Annotated in this window: 16 protein-coding genes; 3 read left to right on the top strand and 13 right to left on the bottom strand. The window is 44.3% G+C overall.

The genetic code is table 11. From position 1 onward, the window contains the following. The 13 genes from atpD to B3763_RS13760 form a co-directional block, all read right to left on the bottom strand. The coding region (gene atpD, locus B3763_RS13820; RefSeq protein WP_286747320.1) for a F0F1 ATP synthase subunit beta at nt 1-1,239 on the bottom strand (1,239 nt) is incomplete at its 3' end. Between the two features lie 117 nt (nt 1,240-1,356). Continuing rightward, complete coding sequence (locus B3763_RS13815) at nt 1,357-2,580, bottom strand: sensor histidine kinase (RefSeq protein WP_286747318.1); 1,224 nt, start codon at nt 2,578-2,580, stop codon at nt 1,357-1,359. A 281-nt stretch (nt 2,581-2,861) separates the two neighbouring features. After that, complete coding sequence (locus B3763_RS13810) at nt 2,862-4,388, bottom strand: hypothetical protein (protein WP_286747317.1); 1,527 nt, start codon at nt 4,386-4,388, stop codon at nt 2,862-2,864. Between the two features lie 11 nt (nt 4,389-4,399). Beyond that, the gene (locus tag B3763_RS13805; protein WP_189628449.1) at nt 4,400-7,288 is read right to left on the bottom strand and encodes a TonB-dependent receptor; all 2,889 of its coding nucleotides are present in this window, start codon (nt 7,286-7,288) and stop codon (nt 4,400-4,402) included. 333 nt (nt 7,289-7,621) lie between these two features. Beyond that, on the bottom strand, nt 7,622-8,944 hold the full coding sequence (locus B3763_RS13800; protein ID WP_286747315.1) for an ABC transporter permease: 1,323 nt from the start codon (nt 8,942-8,944) through the stop codon (nt 7,622-7,624). Beyond that, nucleotides 8,941-9,849 carry an ABC transporter ATP-binding protein gene (locus tag B3763_RS13795; protein ID WP_370298736.1) on the bottom strand — a complete coding sequence of 303 codons (909 nt, stop codon included), beginning with the start codon at nt 9,847-9,849 and terminating at the stop codon, nt 8,941-8,943. Before B3763_RS13795 ends, B3763_RS13800 begins: the two co-directional genes overlap by 4 nt. Nucleotides 9,850-10,002: 153 nt before the next feature. Beyond that, nucleotides 10,003-10,890: a hypothetical protein gene (locus B3763_RS13790; protein ID WP_189628451.1), complete on the bottom strand. Its 888-nt coding sequence runs from the start codon at nt 10,888-10,890 to the stop codon at nt 10,003-10,005. 254 nt (nt 10,891-11,144) lie between these two features. Further along, a complete protein-coding gene (dnaJ, locus tag B3763_RS13785; protein ID WP_189628452.1) occupies nt 11,145-12,254 on the bottom strand; it encodes a molecular chaperone DnaJ in 1,110 nt (369 codons plus the stop codon). 1 nt (nt 12,255) lies between these two features. Continuing rightward, entirely contained in the window at nt 12,256-12,834 is a 579-nt protein-coding gene (locus B3763_RS13780) for a nucleotide exchange factor GrpE (protein WP_286747313.1), read from the bottom strand. Nucleotides 12,835-12,941: 107 nt separating this feature from the next. Next, the gene (gene obgE / locus B3763_RS13775; protein WP_189628454.1) at nt 12,942-13,937 is read right to left on the bottom strand and encodes a GTPase ObgE; all 996 of its coding nucleotides are present in this window, start codon (nt 13,935-13,937) and stop codon (nt 12,942-12,944) included. A 94-nt stretch (nt 13,938-14,031) separates the two neighbouring features. Then, nucleotides 14,032-14,607 (bottom strand): adenylate kinase, encoded by a 576-nt coding sequence (locus tag B3763_RS13770; protein ID WP_189628455.1) that lies wholly within the window; start codon nt 14,605-14,607, stop codon nt 14,032-14,034. Nucleotides 14,608-14,650: 43 nt separating this feature from the next. After that, a complete protein-coding gene (gene hpt / locus B3763_RS13765) occupies nt 14,651-15,181 on the bottom strand; it encodes a hypoxanthine phosphoribosyltransferase (protein ID WP_286747311.1) in 531 nt (176 codons plus the stop codon). A 14-nt stretch (nt 15,182-15,195) separates the two neighbouring features. Continuing rightward, entirely contained in the window at nt 15,196-16,119 is a 924-nt protein-coding gene (locus B3763_RS13760) for a M20/M25/M40 family metallo-hydrolase (protein ID WP_189628457.1), read from the bottom strand. A 78-nt stretch (nt 16,120-16,197) separates the two neighbouring features. On the opposite strand from B3763_RS13760, the gene upp reads away from it, so the two are divergent. Genes upp through B3763_RS13745 form a run of 3 tightly spaced genes read left to right on the top strand, consistent with a single transcriptional unit; the run spans nt 16,198 to nt 18,243 of the window. Continuing rightward, the gene (gene upp / locus B3763_RS13755; RefSeq protein WP_189628458.1) at nt 16,198-16,845 is read left to right on the top strand and encodes a uracil phosphoribosyltransferase; all 648 of its coding nucleotides are present in this window, start codon (nt 16,198-16,200) and stop codon (nt 16,843-16,845) included. Nucleotides 16,846-16,850: 5 nt separating this feature from the next. After that, nucleotides 16,851-17,789, top strand: coding sequence for a calcium/sodium antiporter (locus B3763_RS13750; protein ID WP_189628459.1), 939 nt, complete (start codon nt 16,851-16,853; stop codon nt 17,787-17,789). Between the two features lies 1 nt (nt 17,790). Next, nucleotides 17,791-18,243 carry a hypothetical protein gene (locus tag B3763_RS13745; RefSeq protein WP_189628460.1) on the top strand — a complete coding sequence of 151 codons (453 nt, stop codon included), beginning with the start codon at nt 17,791-17,793 and terminating at the stop codon, nt 18,241-18,243. The last annotated feature ends 101 nt before the right edge of the window (nt 18,244-18,344 follow it).

The raw sequence follows: 18,344 nt of genomic DNA, 5'->3' as shown, positions 1-18,344 counted from the left end.
AATAGCAATAATATCCTGAAGCTCTTTGTATCGCTGAAGAGTCTCTTTTACTCGCTGAGCACAGTTATAGTGGTCTTCACCGAGAATATCCGGAGTCAGGATTCTTGAGGTTGAATCGAGCGGATCTACCGCAGGATAAATTCCCAGCTCAGCAATTTTTCTTGAAAGTACCGTGGTAGCATCCAAGTGAGCAAAGGTAGTTGCAGGAGCAGGGTCAGTTAAGTCATCCGCAGGTACATAAACAGCCTGAACAGAAGTAATTGAACCATTCTTTGTGGAAGTAATTCGCTCCTGCATGGCACCCATTTCAGTGGCCAGTGTAGGCTGATATCCTACCGCAGAAGGCATACGACCAAGAAGGGCCGACACCTCAGAACCTGCCTGAGTGAAACGGAAAATATTATCGATAAAGAACAGAATATCTTTTCCTTGACCTTCGCCATCTCCATCACGGAAGTATTCGGCAATGGTTAGTCCGGAAAGGGCTACACGGGCTCTTGCACCCGGAGGCTCGTTCATCTGACCGAACACGAAGGTAGCTTTAGACTCTGCCAATTTTTCTTTGTCTACTTTGGTCAAATCCCATCCGCCTTCTTCCATAGAGTGCATAAAGTCTTCACCGTAGGTTACAATGCCAGACTCGATCATCTCACGAAGCAAGTCGTTTCCTTCCCTTGTTCTTTCACCCACACCGGCAAATACAGATAGTCCTGAGTATGCCTTTGCAATGTTATTGATAAGTTCCTGAATCAATACGGTTTTACCTACACCGGCACCACCGAACAATCCAATTTTACCACCTTTAGCATAAGGCTCAATCAGGTCGATTACCTTAATACCGGTGAAAAGTACTTCTGTAGATGTAGAAAGATCTTCGAATTTTGGAGCAGGTCTGTGAATAGGCAGCTTTTTGTCTCCTTTTGGCTGATCTATACCATCGATGGCCTGACCTACCACGTTGAACAGTCTACCTTTAATGTCATCGCCAATAGGCACTGCAATTGGTGAACCTGTATCTACAACGTCCATGCCTCGGGTTAAACCTTCAGATGAATCCATCGCAATGGTTCTCACTCTGTCTTCACCCAGGTGCTGCTGGCACTCCAACACCACTACCTGGCCGTTTTCTTTTGTTACTTCTAATGCATCAAGGATGTTTGGCAATTTGGCGCCTTCAGCATCGAAGCTAACGTCTACAACGGGGCCAATTACCTGCGTGATCTTTCCAATATTCGCCATCTGTTAATCTTTATAGAAAGGAAAAATGGGGTTATTTTTTCTGGGTGCAAAGGTAAGCGGATTAACTTTTAAACCAAAAGGTTATGTTGAAAATAGAGGGCTTAATTTGAGAGCTTTCTACGCCCTCAAAAGAATACGAAATGTAGTGCCAATATCTATCTGAGAGGACTTTACAAAAATCTTTCCCTGATGGTAATTTTCAATAATTCGCCTGGCTAGGGCCAGACCTAAACCCCATCCTCTCTTTTTGGTAGTATAACCCGGCTTAAACACATCGTTCAGCTTGCTCTTGGGTATGCCCTTTCCATTGTCTGAAATATCTACAAACACCTCATGAGTAGAATCGCGACCAATCACCACCTTAATTTGACCAATACCACTCATAGCGTCTACTCCATTTTTCACTATGTTTTCTACCACCCATTCAAACAAAGGCTTGTTTATTTGGGCCATAAGGTTGGGTTCTCTTGCCTCTATGCTCATGTGCACCTTAGACGACAAACGGGGTTTAAGATACGCTAGGCAATGATCTATAACCTGCTCTACAGGCTCGGATTTTAAAACCGGCAAGGAGCCAATGTTAGAAAATCTGGCGGTTATTCGTTCCAGACGTTCAACATCTTTGTCCAATTCCTGCACAAGTTCTTGTTTGTCTTTCAGCTCGGGCATGGCTTTGAGGTATTCTAACCAGGCCATTAATGACGAAAGTGGCGTACCCAACTGGTGGGCCGTTTCTTTGGCCATTCCCACCCAAACCCTGTTCTGTTCGGCCCTGCGGCTATAAGAAAATGCCAAATAGGCGATAAACGCAAATATGGCAATCACACTCAGCTGTATGTACGGATAGGCTCTCAGCTGCCGCAAAATATAGGAGTTGCGGTAGTAAACGTATTGTATATCGGCCAGACTACCATCTGTGGCATTGCGAACCATAATAGGGAAAGGTTCATTTTCGCGCTTCATTTTCTCAAGCGTCTTCTCCAATTGCCGCTCTCGTTTGTCGATAGAAGCCGTAGAATCAACAACATTTCTGGAGAGCAATATTTCTTGCGAGGCGGAGTCGACCAGTATCACAGGCAAGGTGTTGTCGGGGGTAATAATGTTGGAAGAAATGAAAGTAAGCGCAGATTCATCGACCAGAGAGGAGCCTGAAAACTCAACGGCCTCTGCCCAAAGCTTTATTTTTTCCTCCTCTCCTTTTTTTAGGCGATCTACCAACTCATTGGTGTATACTATTGAGCCTGTGCCAATAATAATGGCCACCAAAAGTATAAACCATTTGATTTTAGACTGATTGGTGTAAAAGTCGATCTTCAATGAACCTTTAAAAGGGTTATGCATACAGGAAAGTAATGAAAATATGCATTTCGAAAACGTTCAGGAGCAGGGCATGTTTTAAGAAGTAGCATTTTTAACAATCCCCAAATCGGTTTCAATTGATAAAACTTCAGCAAAACCTTGCTGGTCAGTGGCTATTAACTCACCTACGGCCTAAAAAAAGAAAGAGGCTGTCTCAAAGCTCCAAAATTTGCTATTCTAAACTTGTCTTCCCGCAGACAGGCAAGTTCAGGGTGACACTCAACCGGCTTCTGAGACAGCCTCTTTTCGATTATTCTGTTGAATTAGTTTCCTGAAGTGGCTGCCCTTATTGGAGTACCCTTGTAGGCATTAGGGTTTACATTTTTTAAGTCTCCTCCAAAAGTAGTTTCCAATGTTTCTATAAGTATCGAAGTCATTAGGGCATTTCCTCTTGGGTTAAGGTTTAGTCCATCGGCCGAAAATATGCCGAACTTGGAAATACCGGGAAAGAAATTCACCCCTTCAATATCTACTCCATTAGGCTTTCTGTTGAGCAATAGGTTGAGACCCTCATAGAGCTTCTCATAATAGGCATGTGTATCGATGAGAGCCAATCGGCCATTAGACTGAGCTACTTTGTTGGCTATTACCTGGTTATAGGCTGCAATTCGGTTGGTTATGTGTTCAATATCTTCTTCTTTAAGATACTCCTCCTCGCTAAGTGCATTGCCTGGCAAATGACCTTTGGTGGTTCTCAAAAAGTTTTCTGCGGGATAGAACACACGCTCTTCTCTCTTCAGATGCCTTACTTTAGGTATGGGCTGCCCATTAGAATAATACGCTTCCGGTAAGTCTTCATCGATAACCAAAATACCCCAATTGAACTCTCGGTCTGCTGCAAAATCCAAATAAGGTCTTCTGTCTTCAAACGGGATATTCGGATTCTGTCGATAATAATTATCAAGGCTCTGATTGTATTGGGAAGCCTCGCTTCTTATTCGGTTAAGTTTGGGCGTACCTTTCACGTATGGAGTAAGGTCGAACCTTAACTCTATGAAGTAGGGCAGCTTGAGCAGGTCGGGCAGATTGAAAACAGCCCCTTTGGTATTGGGGTTTGCCTGCAGGAAGGCATCTACCACCTCATTGAACTTACTTTCGAAAAGAGCTACGGAAGGCATGTCTCCCGGATTATAGTTGCTGGCGTCTGTCAACGATGCAGCCCCCTCTGCTCCCTTCATGGCGTAGGCCAATACATCTTCATAGCCCAGATTGAGTACAAAGAATGTAGGGTCTTGGGCTACGGCAGCCTGAACCACCGATGTATTGCCCACATTGAATGATGCGATGAACGGGTTGGAAGTATTGGTCTCTGTTAAATCCAGTAACTGTGCCTTAGGAAAAGAAAAGTTTAATATCTCTCCACCGGCATTGTTATAGGCAAAGGCCTCGCCTTCTGTAGTTGTCCGCTTAAAATCGGTAGTATCAGCAGTTGGGTAAAACAAGTCGTATTGCCCCACCGTTTCGCTCAAAAGTGTATTCTCATATATGTTAAATCCATTGGCGCTTTCTACGGCAGGCGAAAAGTTCTGCCAGTTGGCACTGCTGTTTCCCTCAAAATGATTTAGAAAAACCTGTGGCAAAGAGTATTGAGCAAATTCTGTGGTTAAGGCACCATTGTGTACACCACTCAGTAGAGTACCTCCTACAAAAACGGTTTTAGAAATGTCGGCACTCTCGAGCTGGCCAACGGTTTCTTCCGGAGGCTCAGGAAATTCATAGCTGCAACTACCCACTACCAAAAGCAAGGCTATAGCTGCTAAAATATTTCGGTTCATTTTAATTGTTCTCATTGCTCAGCACTTTAGAATGGATCAAACCCAAAAGACAAATAATAGAATGCGGTAATCTCCGGACCGCCAAATGCATTGAACTGTGCATTGTTGAGCACATTATTTCCACCAAAACGAATGGCCCCATAAATCTTCGGAATTCTGTAGGTCATCTGAAAATCGAAAGTATTGTAGCCCGGTATACGGCCGTCTACAAAGTTGCTTTCCCAATCGTAAGCCGAACGATACCTCCAGGAAACTTTGCCTCCGAAGTTCTTACTTATCCGGTCGTGACCAAGGGTAAGGTTAAGCTTGAAAGACGGTGTATTAAAACCGGGGGTAAGTGGGTCGTCAGTGTTCTGAATTATGTTGGCAAAAGTAGTATTGACCACAAAGTTGGTCCCTTCATCGCTGGTTACATCATAAACAAGTTCAAGCCCCTGAGTAATAATTGCGTTTCTGGAGTTGTCAGAAACATAGTATTGATCGCTTGTACCAGGGTTGTTGGCCTGCTCTGCCGCCAAAGTCAAGTCGGTCAGCGGACTGGTCCTTGGCTTAATTACCCGGGTAACTCCAATAAAATTACGGTAGTGGTTAACGTATAAAATAGCTTCGAACAAGCGTTTGGACTCTACCAAACTCCTGAAGCCTACCTCGAAACTGGTAATGGTTTCGGGCTTTATGCCATTGAACTGATCAGTGCCTATAATTCCATCTTCCAGAATGCTCAGGTAGCGGTATTTCAGACTTTCTACATTTACCTGCCCATTGGGTTGAGCCAGTATTCTGTTAATCTCACTACCTATGGCCTGATTGTATTTATTGAGTGCGCTTTCTAAAAAAGCATTGTTCTGTAGATCGTACTGATCGACTACCTCGGGCAAGCCTCCTACAATGGTGAGGTCTCCAAGGTTCTGGTTAAAGAACTGCTCGCGGATGTTTGGCAAACGTTGACCGCGCTGCAGGGAGCCACGCACAAAGGTATTGGGCTTAATTTCTCTTACTGCCGAAATACGCTGGCTGGTAATGATGTTAAAGTTCTCGTTTTTATCAACCCGCAAAGAAGCAGTAGCATCGGTGCGGCTGTCTATCTTATGGCTCATTTCTGCAAAGGCTCCATACTCAAAGTTAGTTACGTCATTGCCAATACTATCTGTAAAGATGGTCCCTCTCGACTCCGGGTCATACATTCTGGCACTGGCACCTACTTCGAAAGAATCGAAAAAGTCTTCCCAGGCATTGAGCTTAGCACTGGCCTCTACGTGATACAATCTTGACTTATCGAAAATCCTGGCTCCGTTTCGCGGATCAATGGAGTTAATGACTACCTGACGCAGCGAATCAAACCGCTCTGTACCCGGTTTGTACCGGCTCTCATAGCCACTGCCTCCGGGAAAACCCGAGTCTGCTATATTTCTCACGGTTTGGTAATTGCCTCTTCCGGCAATGTAAAGGTTTCTGTATTGGTTATACCAGGCAGCATCGGGTTTAGCTGTCTGAATCATTACTTCGGCCAGCCGCCCAACATTGTAGGTATTTCCGGCATCTTGCATGGTGGTATACCCTCTAATATTGAACTTCTCGTTGGTTACTTCCACCTTATGTTGCTGAATCTCAAAGTCACGCAGGGCTATTCGATCGTCTCCGGTAATCATGGTTGAAGCTTTGCCAAAAAAGGAAGCCATCACCAATTCAGTCTTAGGGGTAAGTTTAACATGAAGTGAACCATTAAGCTTTATGTTCTGTGCGTTATAGTTCACCAGGTCTTCTTCTCTGTATCCTTTGCGGGTCACGAAAAAGGCCGTATCTCTTAAGGAAACCTGTGTAAGGCCATCCATATTGGGTGGGGTTACCCTCACTGGTACAACCAAAAGTGCCGCTCTATCGTCTCCATAATGGTTAACCACATTGATACTCTGGTTGCTTATGGAGTGGGTATCTTCAAATGCAGCTCCAGGGCCAATATTATCATAGTTCACAGCCTTAAAGTCTACCCCCGAAAGCACTGAGCCGTTCACTTTAAAGCCTACTTTGTTTTTTATAGCATTAGCATAGCGAAAGGATGCTTCTCCTAAAAAGTCGGTTCCAAGGCTAATAAAGCTCTGATCGTACGGATCAGAACCTAAAGTGGCTCCTTTCACCTCAAAACTCAACCCACGATAATCAAAAGGATTTCTGGTACGCATATCCAGCACACCGTTAAATGCTCCGGGACCATATTTAGAGGTGGTTGGACCGGGAATAAGCTCTACCGACTCAATGTCCAGTCCACTGGGGCCCACAATATTGCCAAGCGAAAAGCCAAGCCCCGGTGCCTGACCATCAATTCCATCGGTAAACTGTCTGAAGCGAAGATTGGTATTGGAATTAAACCCTCGGGTATTAACGGTATTAATTACTATACTCTGAGTAGCCACATCCACACCTTTGAGGTTAACCACGGCATCATAAAAATTGAATGAGGCTGTATTGGTAAGCTCCTTCACGGTCAGCTTTTCAATTTGAATAGGAGACCGGAGCTCCTCTTCGGTTATTTTTTCGGCCGAAAAAACCATTTCTTGTAGCACCACATCGCCCGGCTCCAACTGAATAATGAGGTTTTGCTCGGCTTTCACCAGGTTTATCTGCTTAGGCAAATAACCTACTGAAGTAATTTCGAGAGTTACCGGAAACTTAGATATGGCCAGGGTAAATAAGCCGTTCTCATCGGCCGAAACACCAACTCTTCTATTGGCATATTCAGGCCCAATTAGCTTAATACTGGCGTAGGGCACAGAAGCCTTGGTCTCTTCGCTCACTACTTTGCCCGATACCAGCTGCGCCCAGCTCTGGTTTTGCATGAGCAAACCACAAAAAAAGAGCGCAATACAAAGAGAGAAGCGAGAGGCAAACGGCAGTTTAAATTGCAGTAATTTCTTCACTTTAATTAGTTCTTAGTCTTAGGATAGTTGTTCAATATTGCTGAAAATTAGCGCATTAGATAAGATTATTGATGAGTTGCCAAATTTTAATTTAGGCGGAAACAGAGCGACTTTCTCATGGCACATATTCCTGAAGTTAAGCTGAGTTTTGGTTAATAATTATAGTACACAACGCACTTTCTGTGGTTTGAAACACAGGGAGTAAAAAAATTTGATCAACGGTTACTTAAGAACTCCTTCAGGCACTGGTGCATTCACAAAAAGGAAAAGGCTATCGGGAGTAAACTTCTACTTCCCAGATAGCCTTTTCTTGGATGAAACAATAAGGGGTGGTTACACCTTCATGGTAAACCACTTTTTCATAATCTTCCAGTTTACTTTTACTCCATACATCAGAATTCCAATTCTGTAAATTCTTCCTGCCACATAAATGGTACCTACAAAGCCGGCAATAAGCAGTACCATAGACAAAGCCAACTGCCAATCGGGAACACCAAATGGTATTCTGGCCATCATTATAATTGGTGAGGTAAACGGAATTAAAGAAAGGGTTATGGCCATTCCGCCATTGGGATCGTCTAGCACAAAGAACATGGCCATTATAGAGGCAATAATGGGTATTACTATTGGGAACATAAACTGCTGTGCATCTTGCAAGCTATCTACAGCAGAGCCCACTGCCGCATAAAGCGCTCCGTAGAGAAAGTATGCTCCAAGAAAATAAAAAAGAAAGCACAGTAGAATCTTGGTTACGGGCACCGTGGCAATCATGGCAGTTATTTTGGCAGCCATTTCCTGCTGTTGAGTAAGGGCCTCTTGAGGAACCTGCTGCGAAGCCGCCTCCATGAGCACATCACTGTTTCCGGCCAAAATACCCAAGCCTACCGTAGAAAGTGTAGCAATGAGCACTATCCAAATGAGCAACTGAGTGAAGCCCACAGCTCCCACTCCAAGTACCTTGCCCATCATAAGCTGAAAAGGTCTTACTGAAGAAACAATTACCTCAACAATACGGCTGGTTTTTTCATCAAGAACGGATTGCATAATCTGCGATCCGTAAACGAATATGAACATGTAAATGAGAAAGCCGGTACCATAGCCAATGGCAAAGCTTAAACCACTGTTACTTTCTTTGGCTTCCCCTTCTTCTGTAATGTTATATGTCGTAAGGTTAGCGTTTACCTGAAGCTTACTGATAATGTCCTGATCCAACCCTGATCTTTGAAGTTTCAGATCTTCCAGGCGGGTTTCAATAGAACGCTCCAGACGTTCCATGGTGCGAATGCTTGGATTGGTTTCTGAATAAAACTGAAAACCTTCAAACCGAGTTACTGAAATATCAGACAAATCGAGCGATGGAATGTAGAGCAACCCAAAAGCGCCCTCCGTCTGAAAGGTTTTCTTGCGCTCTTCAAGGTCTCCGGTAACATAGGTAAAATCATAGCCACTGGCATCGAATACCTCTGAGAAATAGCCGCTCTCATCTAATACCAAAATCTCATCGTGCCGGGAGTCTTTGTCTTTGGTTGAGAAATAGACAATGGCAAAAATTATGGTTGGCAATACCAGCGGTGTCAGAAGGGTGGCCAGAAGAAACGACTTCTTTTTAACCCGAGTTAAATACTCTCTTTTAAGTACTAAGAAAATCTGTTTCATGATTGACCTCCTTTTACAATGTTGATGAATATATCGTTGATTGATGGAATGATTTCCACGAAGGAGTGGACTTCTATTTTGTTGATGAGCTCTTTAAGCAATTCGTTGGGCGACTCTCCATTTTTAGATTCAATTATGGCCTTATTGAGCCCCATATCTGACACCTCCTCTTTGAGTACGGAAAGGCTAACACCCGACTGAAGGGTTCCTTTAAAGGTTACCTCATACTGATTGAGTTTATAGGAGTTTCGGATATCGTTCTTAGGACCATCCAGTATTTTCTGTGATTTATTGATAAGCGCAATATGGTCGCACAGCTGTTCAACAGATTCCATTCGGTGAGTGGAGAAGATTACGGTAGCACCTTTTTCTCTAAGCTCAAAAATTTCGTCTTTTATGAGATTGGCATTTACCGGGTCGAAACCTGAAAAGGGCTCATCTAAAATAAGTAATTGAGGCTCGTGCAACACAGTGGCTATAAACTGAATTTTTTGTGCCATACCTTTAGATAGGTCTTCTACCTTTTTGCCGGCCCAATCGTATAATCCGAGCTTATCGAGCCAGAATTTAATTCTCCTTTTTGCTTCAGGGGTAGACAACCCTTTGAGCTGAGCCAGATAGAGTAACTGCTCCCCCACCTTCATTTTTTTGTATAGCCCTCGCTCTTCGGGCAAATATCCTATTACGCCAATATGTTTAGGTTCAAGCTTTTCTCCGTTGATCAAAACCTGACCTTCATCGGCCATAATTATTTGGTTAACAATACGAATGAGGGTTGTTTTTCCTGCCCCATTGGGACCTAGCAAGCCGAATATTGACTGCTTAGGAATGCTAATGCTAACGTCATTGAGGGCAGTATGCTCTGCATACCGCTTGGTGACATGATTGGCCTCTAAGATGTTCAAAATTGTTGAGTTTTAGTTGGAATAAAAGTTAGTACCTTTTGAGTGCTTACCCTAAAAAGCCCAATCTAATTTGAACAAATAAGAAGAACTGACACAGATGAATAGCGTAAGCGGAATATCTTACCGCTTGGTGGCATATGGTGTTTGCGAATATCAGTCGTTGGTAAAGACCACACTGCCCATGGAGAGATCTATATTGAATGTAAGGATGTTTTGGGCTCCTGTATTATAGCCGGGGCTCACAAATACGTTTTCACGAACTTTTTCGTATCCTGAAGGAAGCTTAAGCTTTCTGTAGGAGGTATCCTTCATTCGAACAATTACTGGAACTTCGTTAGAAGGCAGGTTAATGGTTAGGCTTCCGGCCCCCACTCTGGCCCATATATCACTCGAAACCTGAGGTTGTTCTTCAAAGTCCAGTACCAACGAACCAAAACCCACTTCGGCCAGAATACTTCTTGCACGAGCCAAGTCAAGGCGTTCAATTTCAACATCTCCTAAGTCTACAGACACCATGAAAGTATCCATTTCCATACGGTTTTGAACTTTGGAGAGATAGCCAACTTTTACATGGGCATTACCGGAAGTAATACGGCAGTCTTCTACGGCAATATCGGAGAGGTCTATATATGCCTTACCTACGCCATAGTTCAAATCGAGCCTGTATGGCCTGAAATCGGTAAAGTAAATGTTCCAGTAGTTTTCCTCATCGGTAGTCTTCTTACCGAATATTTTGGAGAGTTTGGCACCAAAACCTTCGTTTCCGTTGTCTTTTAAGCTAAGCCAGGTGTGCAGGGTACTGCCCTCCATGCGCTGTCCGAAATCGGAAGAAATGTAGTCTTCATTGTGATGCCCCATAATATTTATGGGTAATTCACCCAGCCGGGTTCTTATTTCGCAGGTACCGGAAGATGCTTTGAGCAGAAAGTTAACTTTCTCGCACGCTGGGTTTGCTTCTACAGTAAAGTGTTTCTTTGTCTGTGCCAGCCCTTCAATTCCAACTGCTCCTATAATGGCCAACAGAAAAAGTATTTTTTGCATGCTCTTGCTTACGGTTTGTTTAAACGTTGGGTTGCAATCAATTACAAACCGAATAATACGGGAATTACCTGAAAATAGTTAGAAGTTTTTTGTGGGGCTAAAAAAAGCAACCTGTCATTCCTGAGTTGGAGGGAATCTACATAGAAAAGAGGCTGTCTCAAAAGCCGCAAAGCTCGTCATTCTGAACTTGTCTACCGACAGGCCAGTTCAGGGCGACACTCACCTGGCCTTTGAGGCAGCCTCAATATAATACGTTAAAAGAACTCCTTAATCTTCTCGAAGAAGCCTTTTTCTCCTTTTCCCGGATTAGGCCTGAAGTTATCGGAGTGTCTTAGTTTTTCCAGAGTTTCCGTTTCCTCCTTCGATAGGTTTTTGGGAGTCCAAACATTTACATGAATGAGTTGGTCTCCTTTGCCATAACCATTAATATCTTTTATCCCTTTGCCACGAAGACGTAAAATTTTGCCACTCTGAGTGCCCGGGTCTATTTTAATTCTCACTTTACCGTCAATTGTGGGCACCTCCATACTGCCACCGAGGGCAGCATCTATAAAGCTCACGTACAGGTCATAAACCACATTGTTGCCGTCTCTTTTGAGCTGCTCATCTTCTATTTCTTCAATTACAATGAGCAAGTCGCCCGGAGCTCCCCCACCGGGGGCCATATTTCCTTTGCCCGACATAGACAACTGCATGCCTTCGGCTACACCGGCCGGAATTTTAATAGGAATAACCTCCTCTTTCATTTCCAGTCCGGTACTATCTACACCCGGAGGTCTTTTATCGATGGTTTGTCCTGAACCGTTGCAGGTATGGCAAGTGCTGGCCGACACCATTTGGCCAAGCATAGTATTTACTACTTTCTTCATTTGGCCGGAGCCTCCACAGGTGCTACAAGTTTTGTAGGTTACTCCTTCGGCATTGACCAAACGGTTTACTTTTATCTTCTTCTCAACACCGTTGGCTATTTCATCGAGGGTGAGCTTTAGTTTAATGCGCAGGTTGGTGCCTTTTCGCTGTCTTCGGCCTCCGCCTCCTCCAAAGAAACTTTCAAATGGACTTCCCCCGCCAAAGATATCTCCAAACTGGGAGAAGATATCTTCCATATTCATGCCGCCACCGGCTCCACCAAAGCCACCACGCATACCTTCATGGCCAAATCTGTCGTATTGAGCTCTCTTTTCTTTGTTGCTCAAGACTTCATAAGCTTCGGCAGCTTCTTTAAACTTTTCTTCCGCCTCTTTATCGTCCGGGTTTTTATCCGGGTGATATTTTATTGCCATCTTCCGATAGGCCTTCTTTAGCTCATCGTCAGTAGCATTTTTGCTTACGCCCAGTATTTCGTAGTAGTCTCTTTTTGCCATATTAAGCTCCTATCACCACTTTAGCGAAACGAATTACCTTGTCTCCCAGATAGTATCCTTTCTCTACCGTGTCTATAATTTTACCTTTCAATGATTCGTCTTCCACCGGAAACTGTGTTACTGCCTCATGTAAATCGGCATCGAAATCGGTTCCCTTTTCTGTCTCCATTACCTTCAACCCTTTAGACTCGAGGGTCTTAAAAAGCTTGGATGAAATAAGGTCGAAACCTTCTTTAAGCACTGCCACATCTTCCTGATTTTCGTTGGCCTTTTTCGCTCTTTCAAAATCATCTATTGTTGGCAGAAGCTCCTTAATAAGATCGGAAGAGGCCGTTGAAATTAACTCTATTCTTTCTTTGGCGCTTCTTCTTCTAAAGTTCTCGAACTCTGAATATAGCCTTAGGTATTTGTCTTTGGCTTCATCGAGTTCTATAGCGAGTTTCTCCTCTGCCGAAAGTTCTTGTTCCTGCTCATTTTCCTGTTCCTTCTCGGCTACAGCTTCTTCAGTGGCAGTTTGCTTTTCAGCTTCCAATACTTCGTTCTGTTCTTGCTTATTATTCGCTTTCTTTTCCTTTGCCATTGTTTACTTTGATAAACCGCGTGCGGTGGTACAATTTTTTTGCCAAGCCCGTGAAAGGTGTCAATATGGCATAAAGCCTTTATTAGGGCAAAGACTCCGTTGTCAGGTTAGGCATTAAGCCTCTTCCAGATGAGGTCTTTGAGCTGCTGTAATCCTTGCTGGGCCACTGAAGAAATGAACACACTTTCTATGTCTTTGGGGAGAAGCTCCTCCATTTCATTCATCATTTGCTCATCGAGCATATCGCATTTGGAAATGGCCAGTATTCTTTCTTTATCGAGCAGTTCAGGGTTGTACTTTTTCAGTTCGCCTAGCAGAATGTCATACTCCTTTTGAATGTCAGTGGCATCGGCAGGAACAAGGAAAAGAAGGATCGAATTTCGTTCTATATGTCGAAGGAAACGAATTCCCAGGCCTTTTCCTTCGGCTGCTCCTTCTATAATACCAGGAATGTCGGCCATCACAAAAGACTTATGGTCTCTGTAAGACACCACGCCCAGATTGGGCACGAGGGTAGTGAAAGGATAATCGGCAATTTCCGGCTTGGCCGCAGAAAGCACCGAAAGCAGTGTTGACTTTCCGGCATTGGGGAAGCCAACCAGTCCTACATCGGCCAGAAGTTTTAGCTCCAATACACAGAGAGCCTCTTCTCCCGCTTCTCCTGGCTGAGCAAAACGAGGGGTCTGATTGGTCGCTGTTTTGAAATTTTCGTTGCCCAGGCCTCCACGACCTCCCTGAAGAAGGATTCTTTCTTCTCCATCTTCGGTAATTTCGAACAGAACCTTTTCTTCCGGTTCTACAGTCTTGGCCACAGTACCCAGCGGTACATCGAGAATTATGTCGGCTCCATCGGCACCCGTACTTCTTTGTCCTCCTCCGGGCTGACCGTGTTCGGCAAATACATGTTTTTGATACCGCAAGTGAAGCAGGGTCCACATTTGCTTGTTGCCACGTAAAATAATATGGCCTCCCCGGCCTCCATTGCCGCCATCGGGGCCTCCCTTAGGAACGTGCTTTTCTCGTCTGAAATGTACCGAGCCGGCACCTCCATTGCCCGACTTACAATAAAGCCGTACGTGATCGATAAAATTGGAACCTGCCATTGATTGATTTATTCTAATATACAGACTTACTCTCAGATGCTCTAGGGGTACCTGCATTGCCCCTCATCACCCAAACGAGTAAGGTCTTTACTGCCTATCGAAGGGCCTCTATGGCTGACGATATCTCTTCAAAGATTCCGTCAATGGTGCCTACCCCATTTATTTTGCTGGCCTTACCTTGTTTTTCGTAGAATTCTGCAACCGGTAAAGTTTTGTTGAGATATTCCTGAATTCTTACGTTTATCTTTTCTTCATTCTGGTCGTCTGCCCGGCCAGAGGTTTTTCCTCTTTCCAACAATCTTCTCTTTAACTCATCTTCAGGCACATTCAGCATGATCATCTGATCGATCTTTGTGTTGCGGTTTTTCAAAAGCTCGTCAAGAGCCTCGGCCTGAGCCACAGTTCGGGGAAATCCATCAAAAATAAAGCCCTTAGCATCGCTATTGGCATTTAAGAAGTCATCGACCATACCAATTACAACCTCATCGGGCACAAGTTTTCCATTGTCCATATAAGACTGTGCTTTCTTACCAAGATCGGTCCCCTCGCCCAGATGTTTTCTGAATAAATCGCCTGTAGATATATGTTTAAGTTGGAAAGTATCAATGATTTTCTGACTCTGCGTTCCCTTACCCGCGCCCGGAGGGCCAAACAAAACTATGTTAATCATGAAGATTGGTTTTTTAGAAAGGCACAAATATAAAGCATAATCACTAGTCGAGCCTCAATTGATAGATATCTTTGAGATTTCTCCCTAAACCATCATAGTCGAGTCCGTAGCCAACCACAAATTTCTCAGGAATCTCAAACCCAACGTATTTAACGTCTACTTCTCTTTGTAAACATTCGGGTTTCAGTAAAAGCGATGCCACCTCTACACTGGCCACTCCGGCTTGCTCAAGTTGATGAATAATGCCTTCCATGGTAATACCGGAGTCTACAATATCTTCTACGACCACCACGTGCCGGTCTTTTACGGACTGACTTAAGCCCAAAAGCTCTCTGGTTTTTCCGGTGCTTTGCATACCGGCATAAGAGGCTACTTTTATAAAGGTGATTTCGGCCGGAATATTTACTTCTTTGAGCAAATCGGAGGCAAACATAAACGAGCCGTTTAACACTCCTATAAACAGGGGACATTTATCGGCATAGTCGGCCGATATGCGCTCTGCTAAATCGGCAATTTGACTTTGAATTTGATTGGAAGAAATAAACAGCTCAAACTGTTTGTCGTGAATGATCATTCGGGTGGTGGGTTTTACAGGCGTTTCATTAAAGTTGAATATAACTGAATCATGCTCACAATATCGCTTTTATGTACCAGTTCATCGGGACTGTGTACATTATCTTCCGGTGCGCCTACAAAGCACCAGTCGATGGGATAAGGCGAGGCTTGGAGCTCTTTGCCATCGCTGCCCCCGGCTCCTTCTACCTCTAACTGGTATGGAATACCCGATTCTTCGGCCAACTCGATGATACGATTGACAAAAGACCTTCTGGGAATACTGCGGTCTCGCATAGAGATAGCCACTCCCTGGCCATGCTCTACTCCTTCGGTTATCCAGGTAATGTCTGAAATAAGGGCCTGAGTAACCCCCCACTTTTCAACCATATGCCTGGCCAAATAAGACACCGAACCTCCTCCGTGTTCTTCCCAACAGCTAAAAATTATGAGTCCGTCTTCTAGTGTTTCGGCAACCTTGAGTGCATTGAACACCCCGAGCCGGTTATCGAGATAGCACGATTGTACATATTCTTCTGACTCTCTAAAGTCGCACTTAAATACGAGTTCTGTACCGCGCTGTATACCCCTGGCAAATTTATAGTGCAGGTCTCCATCATTTTCTACCAGCTCACACTCAATTGGGCCAAGTGCATCTTCTCCAACCAGCTTATAGCCTGTTTCGGCCTTAGGCCCCCCAATAGGCACTAGCTGGTCTTGATAGCGAACCGTAAAGCCAATGCTATCCATATGGGCATATATGGCTGTTCTTGGTTTTCCAAACTTTAGAATAAGGCAATCTTGAAATTCCGGACCATGAATTATCTCCGGCTCTACTTTCCAGAAAGATTTATTTTTCTTCACGTATTTGAGAAGAAAGTCTTTCATGGCTATCTCATTGCCTGAAGGGGCATGTATCCGGCAGAGTTGGTGAAGCAAGGAATAATCGAGCTTATGCATGGTGCAAAATTAGGACTAGCCGTAAGATTATTGGTCTGACGCTGAATAAAAGTATAAATTGCCGCAGATTTTAGGCTCATGTTTATTCTAGACAGGCAAAACTCTATCGCCAACCAATATTTAGCCGAGATACGCCATGTAGGGAGTCAGAGCGATATGCTCCGCTTTCGCCATAACATGAAGCGCCTGGGGCAACTGCTGGCTTACGAAATTTCTAAAACACTTCTTTACGAAACCCGCCCCATTGAAACTCCTTTGGTGAAAAGCCAAGCTCATTTTTTGGCCGATCAGGTGGTGGTGATAAGCATTCTGAGGGCAGCCCTCCCCTTTAGCCAGGGTTTTCAAGATGTATTTGATTCGGCTGAATTTGGTTTTATTGGCGCGGCCCGAAAACCTCATTTGGCCAATGAACCGGTTGAGGTAGCTCTGGACTATTTGGCGGCTCCCGACCTCAACAATAAAGTAGTGGTAGTGGTTGATCCTATGTTGGCCACCGGAAAATCGATTGTAAAAAGCATAGACCATTTGTTGCAAAATGGCACACCTAAAAAGCTACACATTGCCACTATTATTGCAGCACCAGAAGGAGTGGACTATCTGCAGAGGGAACTCAACACTCCATACGACCTATGGTCATGTGCCCTTGATGAAAAACTCAACGAAAAGTATTATATCGTGCCCGGATTAGGAGATGCCGGAGACCTGGCCTTTGGCCGGAAACTGTGAGTTGAATGCTGTTGGATATTATTGTACTTGTTCTTGGTTTGGTACTGCTGATTGCGGGCGGAGACTTTCTGGTAAAGGGAGCATCGAGAATCGCACTCAGGTTTAACGTGAGTGCCATGGTTATTGGGCTCACTATTGTGGCCTTTAGCACTTCTGCCCCTGAGTTGCTGGTGAGTCTTAATGCTGCTCTCAAGGAGGCTCCTGATTTTGCCATGGGCAACGTGGTAGGCTCCAACATTTCTAACCTTGCCTTGGTGCTGGGCGTTGCCTGTCTGTTTGGCTATATACCCATTCACCGAGGAACAGCCACCAGAGACTGGCTCACAACCATGGTTGCCAGCATTTTACTCTATCTGTTTGTACTCGACCAGAAATTAACCTCATGGGAGGGTGGAATACTCTTTGGTTGCCTGGTGATTTACCTTATTGTTCTACTCATCAAAACCAAGAAAGATCAGGTGAAGCTGGATTATACCATTGAGCCGGACAAAGACACGACTTTTGAGAAATTTAAAGACCTTCTTTTATTAGCCATTGGAGGAGCCTGCCTCTACTTCGGCTCCAACTGGTTTATTGATGGTGCGGCAGACATAGCCACTGATCTTGGGGTTTCTCAGCGTATTATAGGACTCACCATATTGGCTATTGGCACCAGTTTACCGGAGCTTTTTACCTCGGTAATTGCAGCCAAAAAAGGAGAAACAGATTTGGCTCTGGGCAATTTACTTGGGTCCAATATCTTTAATATACTCTCCATTCTTGGTATCACAAGCATGATTCATCCGCTTGATGTTAACCAAATCATTATTTCTAGCGACATGCTGTGGATGCTCGCAATAAGCTTAGGTATTTTGCCGCTTATGCTACTTCGCAAAAGACTGGGAACACCTTCCGGCATCATCTTGTTGCTCTTTTACGTTACTTACCTGGTGACGATTTTGTAGTATGTTGGCAACCCTTATCAATTATTTGTGGCTTTACTTTCTGGCCTGCCTAAAATCCATTCTGCCCCCTTTGCTCGGGCCAGCCTTTGGGCTTAGCAATCTGGAAATTATTGTAATTACGGTAGCCGGATTGATGACCAGTGTGGTGCTTTTCAACTTTTTAGGAGAGCGGATTAAAGCTCAGGTTATCCCCATCTTTATTAAAAAGCCTAAGAAGTTTTCGCCAAAGAGCCGTAGAATGGTCAGAATATGGAGAAAGTATGGTATAGTTGGGGTGTGCTTTCTTACCCCACTTGTTCTTTCCCCACCGGGTGGGGCACTTCTTGTGGCCACGGTTGGAGCGCCACGCAGACAAGTATTTCTCTATATGCTAATCTTTGGGATTTTTTGGGCGGTTGTCTGGACCTTCTCGGTAGACTGGTTAATCCAAATTGGTTTGGTGGGTAAACGTTGAAAGGTTGTACGGTTGAGAAGCAATGAAATAGAGGGTTTAAAATAACCTGAGTTCGATGTAAGTAAGCAGTAAAATACCCCCTCTTAGGACGTCATTGCGGA

The sequence above is a fragment of the Roseivirga sp. UBA1976 genome, assembly GCF_002336325.1.
GTDB lineage: Bacteria > Bacteroidota > Bacteroidia > Cytophagales > Cyclobacteriaceae > Roseivirga > Roseivirga thermotolerans.
The sequence above is the reverse complement of the archived record's forward strand: the minus strand, read 5'-3'. Positions and strand labels throughout refer to the sequence as shown.

What these genes read in the sequence shown, in the direction of transcription:
- B3763_RS13760 (WP_189628457.1), bottom strand. Translation starts at nt 16,119, where the DNA reads ATGCATAAGCTCGATTATTCCTTGCTTCACCAACTCTGCCGGATACAT.
- B3763_RS13790 (WP_189628451.1), bottom strand. Translation starts at nt 10,890, where the DNA reads ATGCAAAAAATACTTTTTCTGTTGGCCATTATAGGAGCAGTTGGAATT.
- B3763_RS13780 (WP_286747313.1), bottom strand. Translation starts at nt 12,834, where the DNA reads ATGGCAAAGGAAAAGAAAGCGAATAATAAGCAAGAACAGAACGAAGTA.
- B3763_RS13810 (WP_286747317.1), bottom strand. Translation starts at nt 4,388, where the DNA reads ATGAGAACAATTAAAATGAACCGAAATATTTTAGCAGCTATAGCCTTG.
- upp (WP_189628458.1), top strand. Translation starts at nt 16,198, where the DNA reads ATGTTTATTCTAGACAGGCAAAACTCTATCGCCAACCAATATTTAGCC.
- hpt (WP_286747311.1), bottom strand. Translation starts at nt 15,181, where the DNA reads ATGATCATTCACGACAAACAGTTTGAGCTGTTTATTTCTTCCAATCAA.
- B3763_RS13745 (WP_189628460.1), top strand. Translation starts at nt 17,791, where the DNA reads ATGTTGGCAACCCTTATCAATTATTTGTGGCTTTACTTTCTGGCCTGC.
- B3763_RS13800 (WP_286747315.1), bottom strand. Translation starts at nt 8,944, where the DNA reads ATGAAACAGATTTTCTTAGTACTTAAAAGAGAGTATTTAACTCGGGTT.
- obgE (WP_189628454.1), bottom strand. Translation starts at nt 13,937, where the DNA reads ATGGCAGGTTCCAATTTTATCGATCACGTACGGCTTTATTGTAAGTCG.
- B3763_RS13750 (WP_189628459.1), top strand. Translation starts at nt 16,851, where the DNA reads ATGCTGTTGGATATTATTGTACTTGTTCTTGGTTTGGTACTGCTGATT.
- B3763_RS13815 (WP_286747318.1), bottom strand. Translation starts at nt 2,580, where the DNA reads ATGCATAACCCTTTTAAAGGTTCATTGAAGATCGACTTTTACACCAAT.
- dnaJ (WP_189628452.1), bottom strand. Translation starts at nt 12,254, where the DNA reads ATGGCAAAAAGAGACTACTACGAAATACTGGGCGTAAGCAAAAATGCT.
- B3763_RS13770 (WP_189628455.1), bottom strand. Translation starts at nt 14,607, where the DNA reads ATGATTAACATAGTTTTGTTTGGCCCTCCGGGCGCGGGTAAGGGAACG.